Source organism: Rhodococcus sp. NPDC058505, assembly GCF_042720095.1.
Lineage (GTDB): Bacteria > Actinomycetota > Actinomycetes > Mycobacteriales > Mycobacteriaceae > Rhodococcus_G.
The window spans coordinates 31,127-48,229 of sequence record NZ_JBHXNB010000004.1; the positions used below are offsets into that span (position 1 = coordinate 31,127).

General features: G+C 70.0%; 16 protein-coding genes. 8 read left to right on the top strand and 8 right to left on the bottom strand.

What is annotated here, in order from left to right:
- Positions 1-171: 171 nt before the first annotated feature.
- The 5 genes from pruA to ACFWPA_RS04420 are packed head-to-tail and all read left to right on the top strand — an operon-like array spanning position 172 to position 5,628.
- The gene (gene pruA, locus ACFWPA_RS04400; RefSeq protein WP_378505822.1) at positions 172-1,815 is read left to right on the top strand and encodes an L-glutamate gamma-semialdehyde dehydrogenase; all 1,644 of its coding nucleotides are present in this window, start codon (positions 172-174) and stop codon (positions 1,813-1,815) included.
- Position 1,816: 1 nt separating this feature from the next.
- Positions 1,817-2,770 (top strand): proline dehydrogenase family protein, encoded by a 954-nt coding sequence (locus tag ACFWPA_RS04405; protein WP_378505823.1) that lies wholly within the window; start codon positions 1,817-1,819, stop codon positions 2,768-2,770.
- Between the two features lie 21 nt (positions 2,771-2,791).
- On the top strand, positions 2,792-4,189 hold the full coding sequence (locus ACFWPA_RS04410; RefSeq protein WP_378505824.1) for an acyl-CoA synthetase: 1,398 nt from the start codon (positions 2,792-2,794) through the stop codon (positions 4,187-4,189).
- A 45-nt stretch (positions 4,190-4,234) separates the two neighbouring features.
- Positions 4,235-5,260, top strand: a complete 1,026-nt coding sequence (locus ACFWPA_RS04415) for an NADP-dependent oxidoreductase (RefSeq protein WP_378505825.1) — start codon at positions 4,235-4,237, stop codon at positions 5,258-5,260.
- Positions 5,257-5,628, top strand: a complete 372-nt coding sequence (locus ACFWPA_RS04420) for a YrdB family protein (RefSeq protein ID WP_378505826.1) — start codon at positions 5,257-5,259, stop codon at positions 5,626-5,628. The genes ACFWPA_RS04415 and ACFWPA_RS04420 overlap by 4 nt, the downstream gene beginning before the upstream one ends.
- A gap of 4 nt (positions 5,629-5,632) precedes the next feature.
- On the opposite strand, the gene kynU is transcribed toward ACFWPA_RS04420, so the two are convergent.
- The 5 genes from kynU to ACFWPA_RS04445 form a co-directional block, all read right to left on the bottom strand.
- A complete protein-coding gene (kynU, locus tag ACFWPA_RS04425; protein ID WP_378569776.1) occupies positions 5,633-6,817 on the bottom strand; it encodes a kynureninase in 1,185 nt (394 codons plus the stop codon).
- 32 nt (positions 6,818-6,849) lie between these two features.
- Positions 6,850-7,869: a hypothetical protein gene (locus ACFWPA_RS04430; protein ID WP_378569691.1), complete on the bottom strand. Its 1,020-nt coding sequence runs from the start codon at positions 7,867-7,869 to the stop codon at positions 6,850-6,852.
- A gap of 21 nt (positions 7,870-7,890) precedes the next feature.
- Positions 7,891-8,757: a tryptophan 2,3-dioxygenase gene (locus tag ACFWPA_RS04435; protein ID WP_378505828.1), complete on the bottom strand. Its 867-nt coding sequence runs from the start codon at positions 8,755-8,757 to the stop codon at positions 7,891-7,893.
- Positions 8,758-8,800: 43 nt separating this feature from the next.
- A complete protein-coding gene (locus tag ACFWPA_RS04440) occupies positions 8,801-9,610 on the bottom strand; it encodes an enoyl-CoA hydratase (RefSeq protein ID WP_378569692.1) in 810 nt (269 codons plus the stop codon).
- 208 nt (positions 9,611-9,818) lie between these two features.
- Complete coding sequence (locus ACFWPA_RS04445; RefSeq protein WP_378569693.1) at positions 9,819-10,439, bottom strand: sugar O-acetyltransferase; 621 nt, start codon at positions 10,437-10,439, stop codon at positions 9,819-9,821.
- Positions 10,440-10,569: 130 nt separating this feature from the next.
- On the opposite strand from ACFWPA_RS04445, the gene ACFWPA_RS04450 reads away from it, so the two are divergent.
- The 3 genes from ACFWPA_RS04450 (at position 10,570) to ACFWPA_RS04460 (ending at position 13,704) form a co-directional block, all read left to right on the top strand.
- Positions 10,570-11,064, top strand: a complete 495-nt coding sequence (locus ACFWPA_RS04450) for an OsmC family protein (protein ID WP_378569694.1) — start codon at positions 10,570-10,572, stop codon at positions 11,062-11,064.
- A gap of 223 nt (positions 11,065-11,287) precedes the next feature.
- Positions 11,288-12,004 (top strand): methyltransferase domain-containing protein, encoded by a 717-nt coding sequence (locus tag ACFWPA_RS04455; RefSeq protein ID WP_378569695.1) that lies wholly within the window; start codon positions 11,288-11,290, stop codon positions 12,002-12,004.
- Positions 12,005-12,150: 146 nt separating this feature from the next.
- Positions 12,151-13,704, top strand: coding sequence for a DUF222 domain-containing protein (locus ACFWPA_RS04460; RefSeq protein ID WP_378569696.1), 1,554 nt, complete (start codon positions 12,151-12,153; stop codon positions 13,702-13,704).
- Between the two features lie 29 nt (positions 13,705-13,733).
- Here ACFWPA_RS04460 and ACFWPA_RS04465 read toward each other — a convergent pair whose 3' ends face one another.
- The 3 genes from ACFWPA_RS04465 to dapD are packed head-to-tail and all read right to left on the bottom strand — an operon-like array spanning position 13,734 to position 17,065.
- The gene (locus ACFWPA_RS04465) at positions 13,734-14,672 is read right to left on the bottom strand and encodes a barstar family protein (protein ID WP_378569697.1); all 939 of its coding nucleotides are present in this window, start codon (positions 14,670-14,672) and stop codon (positions 13,734-13,736) included.
- Between the two features lie 19 nt (positions 14,673-14,691).
- Positions 14,692-16,101 (bottom strand): amino acid permease, encoded by a 1,410-nt coding sequence (locus ACFWPA_RS04470; protein ID WP_378569698.1) that lies wholly within the window; start codon positions 16,099-16,101, stop codon positions 14,692-14,694.
- A gap of 10 nt (positions 16,102-16,111) precedes the next feature.
- Positions 16,112-17,065 (bottom strand): 2,3,4,5-tetrahydropyridine-2,6-dicarboxylate N-succinyltransferase, encoded by a 954-nt coding sequence (gene dapD, locus ACFWPA_RS04475; RefSeq protein WP_378505835.1) that lies wholly within the window; start codon positions 17,063-17,065, stop codon positions 16,112-16,114.
- Positions 17,066-17,103: the final 38 nt, after the last annotated feature.

The following is a 17,103-nucleotide window of genomic DNA, read 5'->3' on the forward strand; positions in this document are numbered from 1 at the left end:
CTCCTGCTTTCCGGTCGCTCCGCAGGCTCCGCTCCTGCTTTCCGGTCGCTCCGCAGGCTCCGCTCCTGCTTTCCGGTCGCTCCGCAGGCTCCGCTCCTGCGCTAGCCTGGGGGCGGAGTTCCTCGTTGCCGGGGTACCGCCCCTGCAGCGTCACCGCGGGCAGGAGGCAGCATGGATGCCGTCACGTCGGTTCCCTCGCCGGTCAACGAGCCGGTCCACTCCTACGCGCCGGGCAGCCGTGAGCGCACGATCCTCGCCTCCGAGCTCGCCGAACTGGCCGGGGCGCCCGCGGACCTGCCGCACGTGATCGGCGGCGTGCACCGGTTCGGGCGGGGCGAGCGGGTCAACGTCGTCCAGCCGCACCGGCATGCCGCCGTGCTCGGCACCCTGACCGGCGCCACCCACGAGGACGCCGACGCGGCCGTGACCGCGGCGGTCGCCGCTGCCCCCGAATGGCGGTCGCTGCCGTTCGATGAGCGGGCCGCGATCCTGCTGCGCGCTGCGGACCTGATGTCCGGGCCGTGGCGTGAAACCCTCGTTGCCGCAACGATGCTCGGGCAGTCCAAGTCGGTCCAGCAGGCCGAGATCGACTCCCCGTGCGAACTCGTCGACTTCTGGCGGTTCAATGTGCACTTCGCGCGGCAGATCCTCGCCGAGCAGCCCGCCTCGAGTCCGGGGGTGTGGAATCGGATGGAGTACCGCCCGCTCGAGGGATTCGTCTACGCCGTTACCCCGTTCAACTTCACCGCGATCGCGGGCAACCTGCCCACCGCACCCGCGCTGATGGGCAACACGGTGGTGTGGAAGCCGGCGTCCACCCAGACGCTGGCGGCCTACTGGACGATGAAGGTGCTGGAGGAGGCGGGCCTGCCGCCGGGGGTGATCAACCTGGTCACCGGGTCCGGTGTCGCGGTGTCCGAGGTGGTGCTGGGTGATCCGAGGCTGGCGGGCATCCACTTCACCGGTTCGACCGCGACGTTCCAACACCTGTGGCGGGAGGTCGGTGCGAACATCGGCCGCTACCGCGGATATCCGCGGCTGGTGGGGGAGACCGGCGGCAAGGACTTCATCGTCGCGCACCCGTCCGCGAACCCGGATGTGCTGCGCACGGCCCTGATCCGCGGGGCGTTCGAGTACCAGGGGCAGAAGTGCTCCGCCGCGTCCCGCGCCTACATCCCGCGCTCGGTGTGGGACGAGATGGGCGCGGACTTCCTCGCCGAGGTCGACGAACTCGCCTATGGTGACGTCACCGACCTCGCGAACTTCGGTGGGGCGCTGATCGATCGGGCCGCCTACGACAAGAGTGTCGCGGCCATTGAGCGGGCCCGTGGCGCGGCGGGGGTGAAGGTCGCGGTCGGCGGCACCCACGACGACGCGGTCGGCTGGTTCGTCCGGCCGACGGTGCTGCTCGCCGACGATCCGGGCGACGAGTCCTTCGCCACCGAGTACTTCGGGCCGATCCTGTCGGTGCACGTCTACGACGACGCCGGGCCCGCCGCGTTCGACGACCTGCTCGGTGTCGTGGACCGGACCGCGCCGTACGCCCTCACCGGGTCGGTGATCGCCGATGATCGGGCGGCCGTCGAACGGGCCTCGGCGGCACTGCGATTCACCGCGGGGAACTTCTACGTCAACGACAAGCCCACCGGTGCGGTGGTCGGCCAGCAGCCGTTCGGCGGTGCGCGGGCGTCCGGCACCAACGACAAGGCGGGGTCGCCGCTGAACCTGCTGCGCTGGACGTCGGCACGCACGATCAAGGAGACGTTCGTGCCGCCGACGGACCACCGCTACCCGCACATGGGCCCGGAGGCATGAGGTGGCCAACCCGCTGCGCCCGGCGATCCTGGCCGCGGCACGCTCACCCCGGGTGCGGTCGGCGATCACCCACGCCCCCGGCACCCGGTCGCTGGTCACCCGGTTCGTTGCGGGCGAGAGCAGGGCGGAGGCGTCGGACGTCGTGCGCGCACTGCTGGACTCGGGCCTGTCGGTCAGCGTCGACCACCTGGGGGAGGACACCGTCGACCGCGCGCAGGCTCGCGCGGCCGTCGACGAATACCGAGCGCTGCTAGGCGAACTCGGTGATCTGCCGCAGGCGGGCGGGTCGGAGCCGCGCCGGCTGGAGGTGTCGGTGAAGCTGTCCGCGCTAGGTCGGGCGCTGCCCGGGGACGGGGACCGGATCGCCCTCGACCATGCGCGCGCCCTGTGTGAGGCCGCGCAGGCGGCGGGGGTGTGGGTGACCGTCGACGCGGAGGATCACACCACCACCGACTCGACCCTCGCGATCGTCGCCGAGGTGCGCCGCGACTTCCCCTCGCTGGGGACGGTGCTGCAGGCCTACCTGCGGCGGACCTCGGGGGACTGCCGCGACCTGGCAGGTCCGCAGTCCCGAATCCGATTGTGCAAGGGCGCATATCGGGAGCCGTCGTCGGTGGCGTACCAGACCGTGGCGGAGGTGGATGCGTCGTACCTGCGGTGCCTGGCGACGCTGATGGACGGAGCGGGATACCCGATGGTCGCCACCCACGACCCGGCGATGATCGAGGCCGCCCGGGCCGCGGCGGCGCGCGCGGGTCGCGGAGCTGACCGGTTCGAGCATCAGATGCTTTACGGCATCCGCGACGTCGAGCAGCGGCGGCTGGCGGGCACCGGTGCGCGGGTGCGGGTGTACGTCCCGTACGGCGGCCAGTGGTACGGCTACTTCATGCGCAGGCTGGCGGAGCGGCCCGCGAACCTCACCTTCTTCATGCGTCAGCTGGTGAGCCGGGCGTAGGAGTGTGACAGGCTGGCGGGCGTGCTGCTGCGTTCGCTGAACCCCCTTGCCGTCGCCCGAGGCGACGATGTCCCCGACGCCGTCACGATCGACGGCCAGGTCCTCTCCCGCAGTGACCTCGTCGGTGGTGCGGGCGCGCTGGCCCGCAGGCTGGCCGGGGCGCGGCGGGTCGCGGTGCTCGCCGAACCGACCGCGTCCACCGTTGTGGCGATCGTGGCCTGCCTGTTCGCCGGTGTCACCGTGGTGCCGGTGCCGCCGGACTCGGGGCAGGCCGAACGCGACCACATCCTCACCGACTCCGGTGCGCAGGCGTGGCTCGGGGCTGCCCCCGAGGGGACGACGCTGCCCGTCGTCCCGGTGCGGCTGCACGCCAGGGATTGGCACACCCACCCCGAACCCGACCCGGCGTCGATCGCGTTCATCCTCTACACCTCGGGCACCACCGGCGCACCGAAGGGCGTGCTGCTGTCCCGCCGGGCGATCGCGGCCGGGCTCGACGGGCTCGCGCAGGCGTGGCAGTGGACCGAGCGGGACGTCCTCGTGCACGGGCTGCCGCTGTTCCACGTCCACGGCCTGGTCCTCGGTGTGCTCGGGGCGCTGCGGGTCGGCAGCAGGCTCGTGCACACCGGAACCCCGACCCCCGCCGCGTACGCCGCAGCAGGCGGCACCCTGTACTTCGGGGTGCCGACGGTGTGGTCGCGAATCGCCGGCGACGCGGAGTCGGCGCGGGCCCTTGCCGGGGCGCGGCTGCTGGTCTCCGGCAGCGCGCCGCTGCCGGTACCGGTCTTCGAGCGGATCACGGCGCTGACCGGGCTGACCCCGATCGAGCGGTACGGGATGAGCGAAACGATGATCACCCTGTCCACCCGCGTCGACGGCGAACGGCGGCCCGGCTGGGTGGGGGTGCCCGTCGAGGGCGTGACGACCCGCATCGTGGGGGAGGACGGGCTGCCGGCCGCGCACGACGGCGAGTCGATCGGAGGCCTGCAGGTGCGCGGGCCGATGCTGTTCGACGGCTACCTGAATCGGCCCGACGCCACCGCGGCCTCCTGGACGGAGGACGGCTGGTTCATCACTGGTGACGTCGCCGCCATCGACGCGGGCGGAGTCCACCGCATCGTCGGTCGCGAGTCCACCGACCTGATCAAGTCCGGCGGCTACCGGATCGGTGCCGGGGAGGTCGAGGCCAGTCTGCTCGGGCATCCGAGCGTCACCGAGGTCGCCGTGATCGGGCTGCCCGACGACGATCTCGGGCAGCGGATCGTCGCGTTCGTCGTCGGCGACGGCGTCGACCCCGACGCGCTGATCGCGCACGTCGCAGGCGACCTGTCCGCGCACAAACGGCCCCGCGAGATCCGCGTCGTCGACGCGTTGCCGCGCAACGCGATGGGGAAGGTGCAGAAGACGCTGCTCGGCTGAGCGCGTCCCGTGCGGGGCGAGGGGCGGCGGACTAGCCTCGGCAGGATGAGCCTGCCTGCCGAGAACACTCGAATCGTGCTCGCGTCCCGTCCCGTTGGCGAGCCGAAGCCCACCGATTTCCGAGTCGAATCGGGGCCGGTCCCGACGCCGGGCGACGGCCAGCTGCTGCTCGAGACGCTGTACCTGTCCCTCGATCCGTACATGCGGGGCCGGATGAGCGAGGCGGAGTCCTATGCGGAGCCGGTGCCGCTGGGCGCGGTCATGGTCGGCGGCACCGTGTGCCGGGTGCTGGAGTCGCGCGCACCCGGCTTCGCGGCCGGTGACGTGGTGCTGTCGTTCTCGGGGTGGCAGACCCATTCGGTTGCCGACGCCGCGCACGTGCGCAGGCTCGACCCCGCCGCGGCGCCGGTGGAGACGGCGCTCGGTGTGCTCGGCATGCCGGGGTTCACCGCGTACGCGGGGCTGCTGCAGATCGGGAAGCCGCGGCCCGGGGAGACCGTCGTTGTCGCGGCCGCCACCGGGCCGGTCGGGTCCGCGGTCGGTCAGATCGCGAGGATCAAGGGTGCCAGGGCGGTGGGTATCGCGGGCGGGCCGGAGAAGGTCGCCCACCTGAGGGAGCTGGGCTTCGACGCCGCCGTCGACCACCGCGCCCCCGACTTCGCTGCCCAGCTCGCCGCGGCCTGCCCCGACGGCATCGACGTCTACTTCGAGAACGTGGGCGGCGCGGTGTGGGATGCGGTACTGCCGCTGCTCAACACCTACGCGCGGGTTCCGGTGTGCGGCTTGGTCGCTCAGTACAACGCGACCGAGACACCGCCGGGGCCGGACCACGCGCCGGCGCTGATGAGCCGGATCCTGACCAAGAGCCTGACGGTGCGCGGGTTCATCCAGTCGGAGTTCGTCAAGGACCACTACGTGCACTTCCTCGCGGAGATGGCGGCGTGGCTGCGGGACGGGCAGGTCCGGTACCGGGAGGACGTCGTCGACGGCATCGAGAACGCGCCGACGGCGTTCGCCGGGCTGCTGCGCGGCGCGAACTTCGGGAAGCTGCTGATCCGGGTCGCGTCGTGACCGACACCGCGAGCGGACGCCCGGACGTCGCGGTCGGGCCGCTGGCTGCGGCGTCGTTCCTGCTGGAGTTGACGATGCTGACCGTGCTTGCGCTCACCGGCGCCGCGATCGGCGACTCCACCCCGGTGCGCATGCTGGCCGCGGTCGCGCTGCCCGTCGTCGCGGCCGGAATCTGGGCGGTGTGGATGGCGCCGACCTCGACCCGGCGACTGCCCAACCCGCGCCGCCTCGTCGTGCAGGTTGCGCTGTTCGCGGTCACCGGGGTGCTCGCGTCGGCCGTCCTCGCGCCGTGGGTCGGGGCGGTGTTCTTCGCGGCCGCGGCCGGGGTGTTCGGGGCGCTGGCGCGGCGCGAGTCGCGGGGGCACTGACCGGTCACGGGTCGGCGAGCACCTCGGCGATCGTGCGGACCCCGGTGAGCACCTCGGTGTACGAGGTGCTCAGCGGGCTCGGTCCCAGCCGCAGTCCCTCGGGGGCCCGGAAGTCGGGGAGCACCCCGCGATCCCAGAGGCGGGGAAGCGCCTCGCGGAAGCGGGGATGGTCGAGGGTGACGTGCCCGCCGCGGCGGGCCGGGTCCAGCGGTGAGCCGACGCGGGCCCCGGGAACGAGGTCGCGGCACAGGTCGAGCGCGTGCTCGGTCAGCCGAATCGACTTCGCCCGCACCGCATCGATGCCGACCCGGTCGATCAGGTCGATCGTCGACCGCATCGCGATCATCCCGAGCACCGCGGGGGTGCCGCTGATCAGGCGCCGAATCCCTTCGGCGGGAACGTAACCGGCGGCCATCTCGAATGGATCTCGGCGTCCCATCCAGCCCCAGATCGGCTGCCGGAACGCCTCCTGGTGCGCGGCGTGCACGTACCCGAAGGCGGGCGAGCCGGGACCGCCGTTGAGGTACTTGTAGGTACAGCCGACCGCGAAGTCGACACCCCAGGCGTCGAGTTCGATGGGCACACTGCCCACCGAATGGCACAGGTCCCACAGCACCAGAGCACCCGCGGCGTGCGCGGCCAGGGTGATCGACTCGGCGTCGGCGAGGAACCCCGACCGGTACGCGACATGGCTGAGCACCACGAGGGCGGTCCGGTCGGAGACCGCGTCGCGGACCGCGTCCGCCTCCACTCCTGCGGCGGGATCGACGGTGATCCATCGCAACTCGAGGCCCACCTCGGCTGCGATCCCCTCGAGGACGTATCGGTCGGTGGGGAAGTTGTCGGTGTCGAGCACGATCTCGGTGCGGCCGGGCCGCAGCGCCAGGGCGCCGCGCGCCAGCTTGTACAGCAGCACGGTGGTCGAGTCGCCGATCGTGGTCTGGCCCGGCGCCGCACCGAGCAGGACCCGGCCGAGCCGATCGCCGATCGTGACCGGTAGGTCGAACCACTGCTCGTCCCAGCCGCGGATCAACCGCTCCGACCACTGCGTGACGGCAGCGGTGATCGCCTCGGTCGCCTCGATCGTCGGCCTGCCGAGCGAGTTGCCGTCCAGGTAGGCCACCACGTCGGACTCGTCGATGCCGTGGAACAGCGCGCGGCAGTCGCGCAGCGGGTCGGCGGCGTCCATGGCGTGTGCTGCGGCGGCGAGGTCGTCGATGGTCACTGCGCTTCCTCCAGGTCGGTGCCGGTGGCCACCCGGGAGCCGGTCAGCCAGGTGGCGAAGTCGCGGTCGTCGGGTGGCGGGACACCGGGCACCCAGCAGATCCGTCGCGGCCCGGCGGCGAACCGTGCGGCCGCGTCGCCGTCGATCAACGCGGCGAGGACCTCGGCTCGGGTCAGCCCGGCGTCGAACAGCCCCGCGATCTCGGCCGCATTGACGCCGAGCGGCAGGTCGCCGTTGCCGAGGTCGGTGCCGTAGCGCACGCGTCCGCCCGCCGCGTGGAAGCGGCGCAGGTTGTCGACCGCGCACAGCCGGTCGGCGCCGTCGTGGATCGCGAGGGTGCTGATCCAGCGCATCGAGGCGGCGGCCGCGCGGATCAGATCGTCGCCGAGCCGTTCGGTCCACGGCGTGTGCGCGAGGACGTCGACGCCCGCGGCGACCGCCCGGGCCGCCTGACCGTCGCCCTCGGCGTGCGCGACGACGCTGCGACTGAGCCGGTGCGCGGCCGCAACCACCGCGGCAAGGGTGTCGTCGTCGAACACCGGACCGGCCGCCGAATTCACCGTGACCTTGATGAAATCCGCCCCGACACAGACCTGCTCGGTGACCGCCGCGTCCGCATCGTCCGGCCCGGTGACCTCCCGGACCGATCCGGCTGCGGCCCAGGCCCGGTCGCTCGGATAGCCGCCGGGTGCGGTGAGGAACTGCCCGGCGAACCTGATCCGCGGCAGCCCGGGCGGCGGATCCCCGCGCCGCCACCCGGCGGCCGCGTCGAGCCGGGCGCCGAGGTCGTGCACCTCGTCGAGACCGCCGGCGAACAGGGCACGGGCGTCGACGAGGTTGAGGTGCACGTGCGCGTCGCGGAACCCGGGGAAGAGGGTGCCGTCGAGGGGGAGATCGGTCGCCGGGTCGGCGGGCCGCTCGGGTGCGTCGGATCCGATCCGGCCGCCGCGCAGCGTGAACCGGGTCGGGCCGGTCCACCGGCCGATCCAGGCCTCCCGCACCGCGATGGTCGTCATCGTCCGATCCCGGTCACCGGTTCACCGTCCCACTTCGGTGCGGACCGCGAACAGTTCCGGGAAGAACGTGAGATCCAGGGCGCGCTGCAGGAATCCCACCCCGCTCGACCCGCCGGTGCCGGGCTTGGTGCCGATGATGCGCAGCACGGTCCGCAGGTGCCGGAACCGCCACAGCTGGAAGTTCTCCTCCAGGTCGACCAGTTCCTCGAACGACTCGTACGCCGACCAGTGGTCGTGGGGATGCTCGTAGACGCCCCGGATCAGCGGTAGCAGATCCGGGTTGGCGGCGTAGGGCGCCCGGACGTCCCGGTGCAGTGCCGACTCCGGGACCGGCAGCCCGGCGCGGTGCAGGTGCCGCCAGAATTCGTCGTACAGGCTCGGTTCGTCGAGCAGCCGGGACAGCAGGGCGTGCGCGGCCGGGGCGGACTCGAACACCGGCAGCATGCCCGCGTTCTTGTTCCCCAGGATGAACTCCACGGCCCGGTACTGGAACGATTGGAAACCCGATGCGTTGCCGAGGAACCCGCGGAACTGTGAGTACTCGGTCGGGGTCAGCGTCGCGAGCACCGACCACTGCTCGGTCAGCGACCGCTGGATGTGCTTGACCCGCGCGATGCACTTCAACGCCACCGCGATGTCGTCGCGGGCGAGCGCCGACTTCGCGCCAGCGAGTTCGTGCAGCGTCAGCTTCAGCCACAGCTCGCTCGTCTGGTGGGCGACGATGAACAGCAGCTCGTCGTGGTGCTCGGGGACGCTGACCGGATGCTGCGCCCCGAGCAGGGTGCCCAGGTCGAGGTACGAGCCGTAACTCATCCGGTCGGTGAAGTCGGTGACGATGCCCGACTCGATGGGTCGGATGTTGCCGGTGTCGACGTCTCGGTCGCCCATGCCCCGACCCTGCCGCACTCGGCCCGGCGCGTCCAGACGGGAGCTATGTGCGGTCGCGGAACACCGGCTCCCGCTTCTCCCTGCGGGCGACGGTCGCCTCCTCGAAGTTGTCGGTCAGCAGCCGGATCATCAGCTGACCGAGGCCCTCCTGGTTCATGTGCTGGGCCATCGAGGACGCGTCCAGGCTCGACCACAGGGTCCGTTTCGTCAGCTCGACGCCGGGGCGGGAGAACGACGCGATCCGCTGCGCGAGGTCGAAGCACTCGTCGAGCAGATCCTCCGGCCCGGTCAGCCGGGTGACGAGGCCGATCCGGTCGGCCTCGGCGGCGTCGACGTCCCGCCCGGACAGCATGATCTCGAAGGCGCGGGACGAGCCGATGGCCCGCGGCAGCAGGTAGCTCAGGCCCAGTTCGCTTGCCGTCAGGCCGTTGTTGATGCCCGCCGCGCGAAAGTACGCCTCGGAGGACGCGATGCGGATGTCCGCGGCCAGCGACAGGCACAGGCCGCCGCCGATCGCCGCGCCGTTGACGGCCGCGATCACCGGCTGGTGCATCCGCCGCAGCGTCAGCACCACCTCGTCGAGCAGTTCCATCGACCGCAGCGCGATCGTCGGCCGGGTCAGGCCGTCGGTGTGCGGGATCGGGCCCGCCGAGGTCTGGTCGGCGCCGGAGCAGAAGCCGCGGCCCGCGCCGGTGAGCACCACCGCGCGCACCGAACTGTCGTTGCTGATCGCCTCGAGGGATTCCTTCAGCGGGATCATCACGTCGAACGCCATCGCGTTCATCCGCTCGGGCCGGTTCAGGGTGACCAGCGCGACGTGCTCACGGGGCCGCTCGACGAGAACGAAACTCACGGGAACTCCTGTTCGGGAACGGGTTATCGATGTCGCCGACCCTACGTCGGGGAACCGGCGTGGCGGGGTTGATGCGGCGGATCCGTCGATTCGGTGGCAGGGGCGTTCCGTCGGTCGTCCGTGTCCGGTGGGGACGCGGCACGCTCCAGTCTGAGTAGGCGCCGACAGGGGGCATGAATGGTGTTCTCCGGGATCCCTTGTGCTTCCCTCAGAGCGAGGTATCTGGATTCTGGGATCGATTGGGCGCACCTGGCGTCTCGAGATCACCCTCAGTAGGGGTCTTTCGGATCACCACTGCCGGTGAACCTGCGGCGACGACGTGATCAGGTATGTCGTGTAGCACCACACTCCCGGCGCCGATGACGGTGTTGCGGCCGATGGAAACCCCTGCACCGACAGTCACCGAGGCCCCGAGCCAGGTGTTTTCGCCGATGACAATCGGTGCGGCGCGCTCCCACCCCTCACGGCGACGGCGATGATCGTCGACAGGGTGCAGAGCTGTCATCAACTGCGCACCCGGACCGATTCTGACGTTCGCGCCGATGGTGATCGTCGCGTCATCCATGAAAAATGCGTTCGCGTTGACGAAGGAGTTCGCACCGAGCCGGATGTTGTATCCGTAGCTGCACTGAAACCGCGGCACGACGACGGCTTCATCGGCGACCTCACCGAGAAGACTGGCGAGAACCTCGACACGTCTGGACTCGTCCCCTGCGGCTGCGCCGTTGAAGGAGTCGAGCTGACGCCAGCAGTCCATGCGCCGCTCACTCAGCTCCGCGTCATCGAGGTACCACTCGCCACGTGCAAGCCGATCAGCCTGTTCCCCCATGAACCGATTGTGCAGCAGTCCCGCGGCAGGAGAACGACAACTACCGATCCAGGCAACGCTGAAAGCTGCAATTGGACACGTACTCCCGGACAGTGGCCAGCAGTTCGCACTGATCTGCGAGGATCGGCGCGTGCGCGAACACCACTACGCCCTTACCGTCGCCTGGACCGGGAATCGGGGCGTCGGCACGGCCAATCACCGCGCCTATGGCCGCGAGCACCGAGTATCGGCCCCGGCGAAACCCGATCTGCCCGGCAGCTCGGATCCCGCCTTCCGGGGTGACCCCGAGCGGTGGAACCCTGAGGAACTGCTGGTCGCCTCGCTGGCTCAGTGCCATATGCTCTGGTTCCTCAGCCTGGCCGCGTCCGCCGGGGTCGTGGTCACCGGGTACACCGACCGTCCCACCGGGACGATGGCCGAGGAACCCAGCGGCGCAGGACAGTTCACCGAGGTCACGCTCAACCCCGAGGTCACGGTGCGCGACCTGGACCCACGCGGCGCCCTCGACGCGGACCTGCTGGCCCAGATCGAGTCGCTGCACCAGAAGGCGAACGAGATGTGCTTCATCGCCCGGTCGGTGAACTTCGCGGTCCGGCACCGGTCCACCACACAGATTGAGCGCTGACGCGGGCGCCGCTCCGATGAACCTGGGCATGTCCGGGTTCAGCTTCTCGGCCGTGTTTAATGAGGTGGTGATTATCCGCACACAGTCCTGGTGGCCGCGCTCCGTAGCGGCCTGATCGACTGTGATCCTTCGGCCGCCTCTCTGGTGGCCGATTGCACTCGCTTCCCGCGGTGATACCGGCTGGCGCGATGGGGTGGCCTCAATTCGAGAGGAAACCACCCAGATGACCCGCGACGGCGACCAGTCCCCCACGGTTGGGATCGGCGAGATGCTGATCAGTTCCCGTTCACTCGACGAGTACAAGGCCATGTTCAATCTCACCGAGCGTGACCTGTCTCGGAAGATCCTGGACTGCCCCGGCGGTGCAGCAGGTCTCACCAGTGCTGTGAACCGCCTTGGCGGTGACGCGACGGCATGTGACATGGCCTATTTCGATCGGAAGGCCGAGCAGTTGGCCGGCATTGTGGCAGCCGAAACCTGCCGTGGGAACCGCTACATCCGTGCCAACTTGGAGCACTACGACTGGACATTCTTCGCGGACCCCGATGAGCATCTTCGCCTGCGCCAGCACGCGGTCGAGGAGTTCGCCGCAGACATCACTCGGAACCCGCACCACTACGTGGCAGGGCGGCTACCTGCCTTGCCGTTCCCCGATGCCAGCTTCGACCTCGTAGTCAGCTCCCACCTGCTGTTCAGCTATTCCGATCGTCTCGATCTGACCTTCCACCTCGAAGCGCTCACCGAACTAATGCGCGTCTCTCGCAGCGAGGTGCGGATCTTCCCTCTGGTGGCTTCCGGATCCGCGGCACTTTACCCACACCTAGACACACTGCTCACCGATCTTCGGGGCCGTGGTGTCGAGGGTGAAGTCGTTGAGGTCGAGTATCGCTTTCAAAGGGGCGCCCACCACATGCTGGTCTGCCGCCACATCACCCAGTAGGCACCACGAACCCCAGTCGGGGGAACCGCCTATCGGCGGATCAACGCACTCTGATTCGGGAAGTGCCTGCCCCTACTGAGTGCGCCGCGGTGGGTGAGCTGTTCAGTTCCGGGAAACATGTCGTACCCCCGCAGTAAACTTCGAACATGAGTTCGGGGGCTGCGGGGTCGGTGGAGCGGGTGGACGAGCACCTGTCCGCCCTCGACGCCGCCGTCGACCGTCTCCTCGGAGACGGGCTGACCGGCCTGTCCAACGACGACATCGTTCATGTGCTGCAGCGCCTCGAGCGGTCGATGCGGAAGCTGGTGGCCGCCGATCAGCAGGTTCTCGTCGAATCCGCCGAACGGTCGCTGCACGCGGTGTTCGACGTCAGGTCGCCGGTCGAGTTTCTGGTCAAGACCGTCCGGATCAGCGAGTCGCAGGCGCAGTCGCGGCTGCGGTCCGCGAAGGACACCGGCACCTGGCACGACTGCCGTGGTGAGGGCCTGCGGGCGGTGTACCCGGACACCGCGAAAGCGTTGCGCGAGGGCGAGATCGGGCTCAAGCATGTCGAGGCGGTCCGGGAGATCATGCGACAGATCCCGGCGTCCGTCGACGACGCGAAGCGCGAGGCGGCGGAGGCGGTCCTGGCGATGGTCGCGCGGCAGGCCGACCCGAAGTACGTCCTGCGGGCGGGTCTTGACCTGCTCGCGTACCTGAATCCGGACGGGAACTTCTCCGATGCCGACCGGGCCAGGCAACGCGGGTTGCGGGTCGGGAGGCAACGGGCCGACCTCATGACCCCGATCTCCGGGTTGCTCGACCCGCAGACGCGGGCGCTGCTCGAGCCGCTGCTGGCGAAGATGGCCCGGCCGGGAATGAACAACCCCGACGACCCGGACTCCCCGTCCGGGGATTGCGAGGCCGAGCATCTCGATCACGATGCGATGGTGCGGGCGGCGGCCCGCGATACCCGCACGACCAGTCAGCGCAATCATGATGCGTTGCAGGTCGGGTTGCGGCACCTGCTCGGGTCGGGGGCGTTGGGTCGGCATCGGGGGCTGCCCGCGACGGCGATCATCACGATGACCCTGCGGCAGTTGGAGGAGGCGTCGGGGGTGGTCACCACCGCTTCCGGGGGGATCGTCCCGATCACCGATGCGCTGCGGCTTGCGGAGCGGGCGCATCCGGTGCTGGTGCTTTTTGATCACGCGGGTCGGCCGCTGCACCTTGGTCGGGCGAAACGGTTGGCTTCGGCGGATCAGCGTTTGGCGTTGATTGCGGCGTCGAGGGGGTGCACCCGGCCCGGCTGCGATGCGCCCGCGACGATGACCGCCGTCCATCATCTCGTCGAGTGGGATCGTAACGGCCGCACCGACATCGATTCCCTCGATCTCGTGTGCGATGGCTGTCACGCGCTGGTGAAGGACGGTCCCGGTGGCTGGGGGACCGCGGTCGCGGGTCCCGGCTCGGGTCATCCCGGTCGAACCGAGTGGACGCCGCCCGCGCATATCGACCCGACTCGAACGCCGCGGGTCAACCATCGGCACCATCTCGACGAGTTGTTCGGGATCCTGCATGGCGTGATCACCGCCCGCAATGCGGCCGATCTGCAGGCGTGGCGGGCGGAGTGGGATCCGAATTGTGAGGGGTATCGGCATCGCCGCACCGGTGGCGGTGGCGAGGGTGGCGGGGCGGCGACGGGCGGGGAGGTGCCGTGACATCCTGACGAGATCACCGCACTGCTATGTCAGCGCAGCTCGGGGAACCGGGTCAGCGCCGCCTCTCGTGCCTCGCTGCCCGCCGGGTGGAACCCCGAGATCACCTCGTCGAACTGCAACCCCGCGTCATGCACGACGCGGACGAGCTTGTCGGCGAGTGCCGTGTGGTCGCCCTCGCCTCGAATGCCGATCGACACCTCCATCAGACGAGTTCCCACGGGCGGCGGCTCGGAGCGGTATCGCTCATGAAATCGGGCGGTGGATTCGGGCACCGGTGCCGGACCGACCACCTGCCACCGGCCGATCCCGGCGAGTGCATCCGTGAGAACCTCCCGGAGCGCGGCAACGTACTCGGCTCCCGCGGGCTCGGTGAGGTAGGCGTGCACGAGGTGCTCGACGATGTCGGTGTCATGGAACGGCCACGGCGGATCCGGCTCGGCGTCCCACACGCTCCCGCGGTGCACGTCAACACCGCCAACCGGGCCGAGGTCCCGAGCGGCCGACTCGACCAGGCACAGCATCGGGTGTCCGTACAACCCGGCCAACCGTGCCTCCCTGGCGAAATGGTCCAGCACCAGGTGTGCGGTGCGCCGGTCTGTGCCTGCGACGGTATCGAATCCGGCGATCGCGAGGACGGTGCCCGTCGTCGCCGGGTCACTGCCGAAATCGAACGCGCCGACATCGGCGAACACGTCGGCCAGCGCCGATGTCGACCCACCGTAGGACCGGCGATACGACATCGCGTCGGCGAGCGCGTCGAACATATCGCTCGCCGAGGTCCAGCGGCTCCCGTCGATCCGATGCACCAGGTAGCCGAGGCCAGCGAGCCGATCGCAGGCAGCGCGCAGGTGGAACGCCGTGTCGTAGCGGTGCACCGACCCGTTCTGCAGCAGGCTCCAGTCGAAACGCTGTCGCTCCGCGTTGAACCGGTCCCGGTCGCTGGGGTCGAACAGTGCTCGGCGCGGCATTCGTCGACCCTACGGTCGGTCAGGGCTGCAGCTGCGCCTTGGCCTTCCTGCGCCGCGCGTTGAGCACCGACAGTCCGGCGATGATCAGGGTCAGGATCGCCGTGGAGATCAACTGCTTGCGGGCGTCGGTGTCGGTGAGCATCAACAGGATCAGGCCGCCGAGGGCGGTCAGGGTCAGCCAGCTCAGGTACGGGAATCCCCACATCTTCACCGTCAACCGGCCCTCGGCCTCGATGCGCCTGCGCAGTCGCAGCTGGGCGACGACGATGAAGATCCACACCACCAGCAGCGCGGCACCGACGGCATTGAGCAGGATCGAGAGCAGCGAATCGGGCAGCAACCAGTTCAGCAGCACCGACACGAACCCGAAGAACACCGACACCAGCACCGCGTTCGTCGGCACCCCGGTCGGGGAGAGTTTGGTGAGCGCGGCCGGTCCGTCCCCGTCGCGGGCGAGGGAGAACGCCATCCGGGACGTGCCGTACACGTTCGCGTTGAACGCCGACAGCAACGCCACCACCACGACCAGCTCCATGAACCCGGAGACGTACGGCAGGTTCGCCTCGTTCAGGACGGCGACGAACGGGCCGCTCTGCAGCTGCTCGGAGTTCCACGGCAGCACCAACACCATGATCGCGATCGACCCGAGGTAGAAGACGCTGATCCGCCACACCACGCTGCGGACCGCCGTCGCGATGGACCGTTCCGGATCCTTCGACTCGGCGGCGGCGATGGTGACGATCTCGATGCCGCCGAACGCGAACGCGACGACCAACAGTCCCGCGGAGATGCCCGCGATGCCGTTCGGCATGAACCCGCCCTCGCCGAACAGGTTCGTTGCACCGACCGGGTCGGTGTCCGGCAGCAGGCCGAACACCAGCAGCACCCCGATCACCAGGAAGGCGATGATCACGGTGACCTTCATCGCCGCGAACCAGAACTCGAACTCGCCGAAGTTGCGGACCTTCGACAGGTTCACCACCGCGAAGAAGGTCACGAACACCAGCGCAACCACCCACTGCGGGACGCCGGGCAGCCAGCCGTGCACGATCGCGGACGCACCGGTGATCTCGGCGCCGAGGACCATGATCAGCATGAACCAGTACAGCCACCCCAAGGTGAAGCCGGCCCATTCGCCGATGCCGATCCGGGCGTAGTGGCTGAACGATCCGGACGCGGGGATCGCGGCGCCCATCTCGCCGAGCATCCGCATCACCGCGATCACGATGATGCCCGCGATCACGTACGAGACGAGGACCGCTGGCCCCGCCTTCGCGATGCCGACGCCGGTGCCGAGGAACAGCCCGGCCCCGATCGCCGACCCGAGGCCCATCATCGTCAGATGACGGACCTTCAGGCCGTGACCGAGGTGGGAGGTGTCGCCCTCCGTGGTCGTGGTCGGGGTGGGCTGTTCCTCGGGGCGGGTCATCGCGGCGGTGTCAGTCGTTCGCGTGCAGGGCGGCGTTCAACTCAACACCGGTGCCGGTCTTCGCGACCACCTCGACGCCGCCGGTGACGGAGTTGCGTCGGAACAGGATGTTGGACTGCCCGCTGAGGTCCTTCGCCTTGACGACGGTGCCGTCCGGGCCGGTGACCTTGGTACCCGCGGTGACGTACAGGCCGGCCTCGACGACGCAGTCGTCGCCGAGGGAGATGCCCAGGCCGGAGTTCGCGCCGAGCAGGCAGCGCTTGCCGACCGAGATGACCTCCTTGCCGCCGCCGGAGAGGGTGCCCATGATCGAGGCGCCGCCGCCGACGTCGGAGCCGTCGTCGACGACGACGCCGCCGGAGATTCGGCCCTCGACCATCGAGTTGCCGAGGGTGCCCGCGTTGAAGTTGACGAAGCCCTCATGCATGACGGTGGTGCCGGACGCCAGGTGCGCGCCGAGCCGGACCCGGTCCGCGTCGCCGATCCGGACGCCGGACGGGACCACGTAGTCGACCATCCGCGGGAACTTGTCGACGCCGTACACGGTGACCGGGCCGCGGACCCGCAGCTTCGCGCGGACCAGTTCGAAGCCGTCGACCGCGCAGGGACCGAAGTTGGTCCACACCACGTTCGCGAGCAGACCGAACACGCCGTCGAGGTTCACCCCGTGCGGCCGCACCAGGCGGTGCGAGATCAGGTGCAGGCGCAGGTAGGCGTCGTGCGCGTCGACGGGCGCGGCCGACAGATCGGCGATCGAGGTGCGCACCGCGACCCGGGTGACGCCGCGGTCGGTGTCCTCGCCGGTCAGCGCGGCCAGCTCGGCCGGGATGTCGGCGCCGTCGAGGACGGCGGTGCCGGTCTCGGCGGCCTCGCCGAGCGCGGGCTCCGGGTACCAGGTGTCGAGGACGACCCCACCCGTGGTCACGTTGGCAATACCGACTGCGGTAGCTCCCTGAATGCTCACGGGTGTCCAGGTTACCGCCCTGCGACGCGTGCACCGCC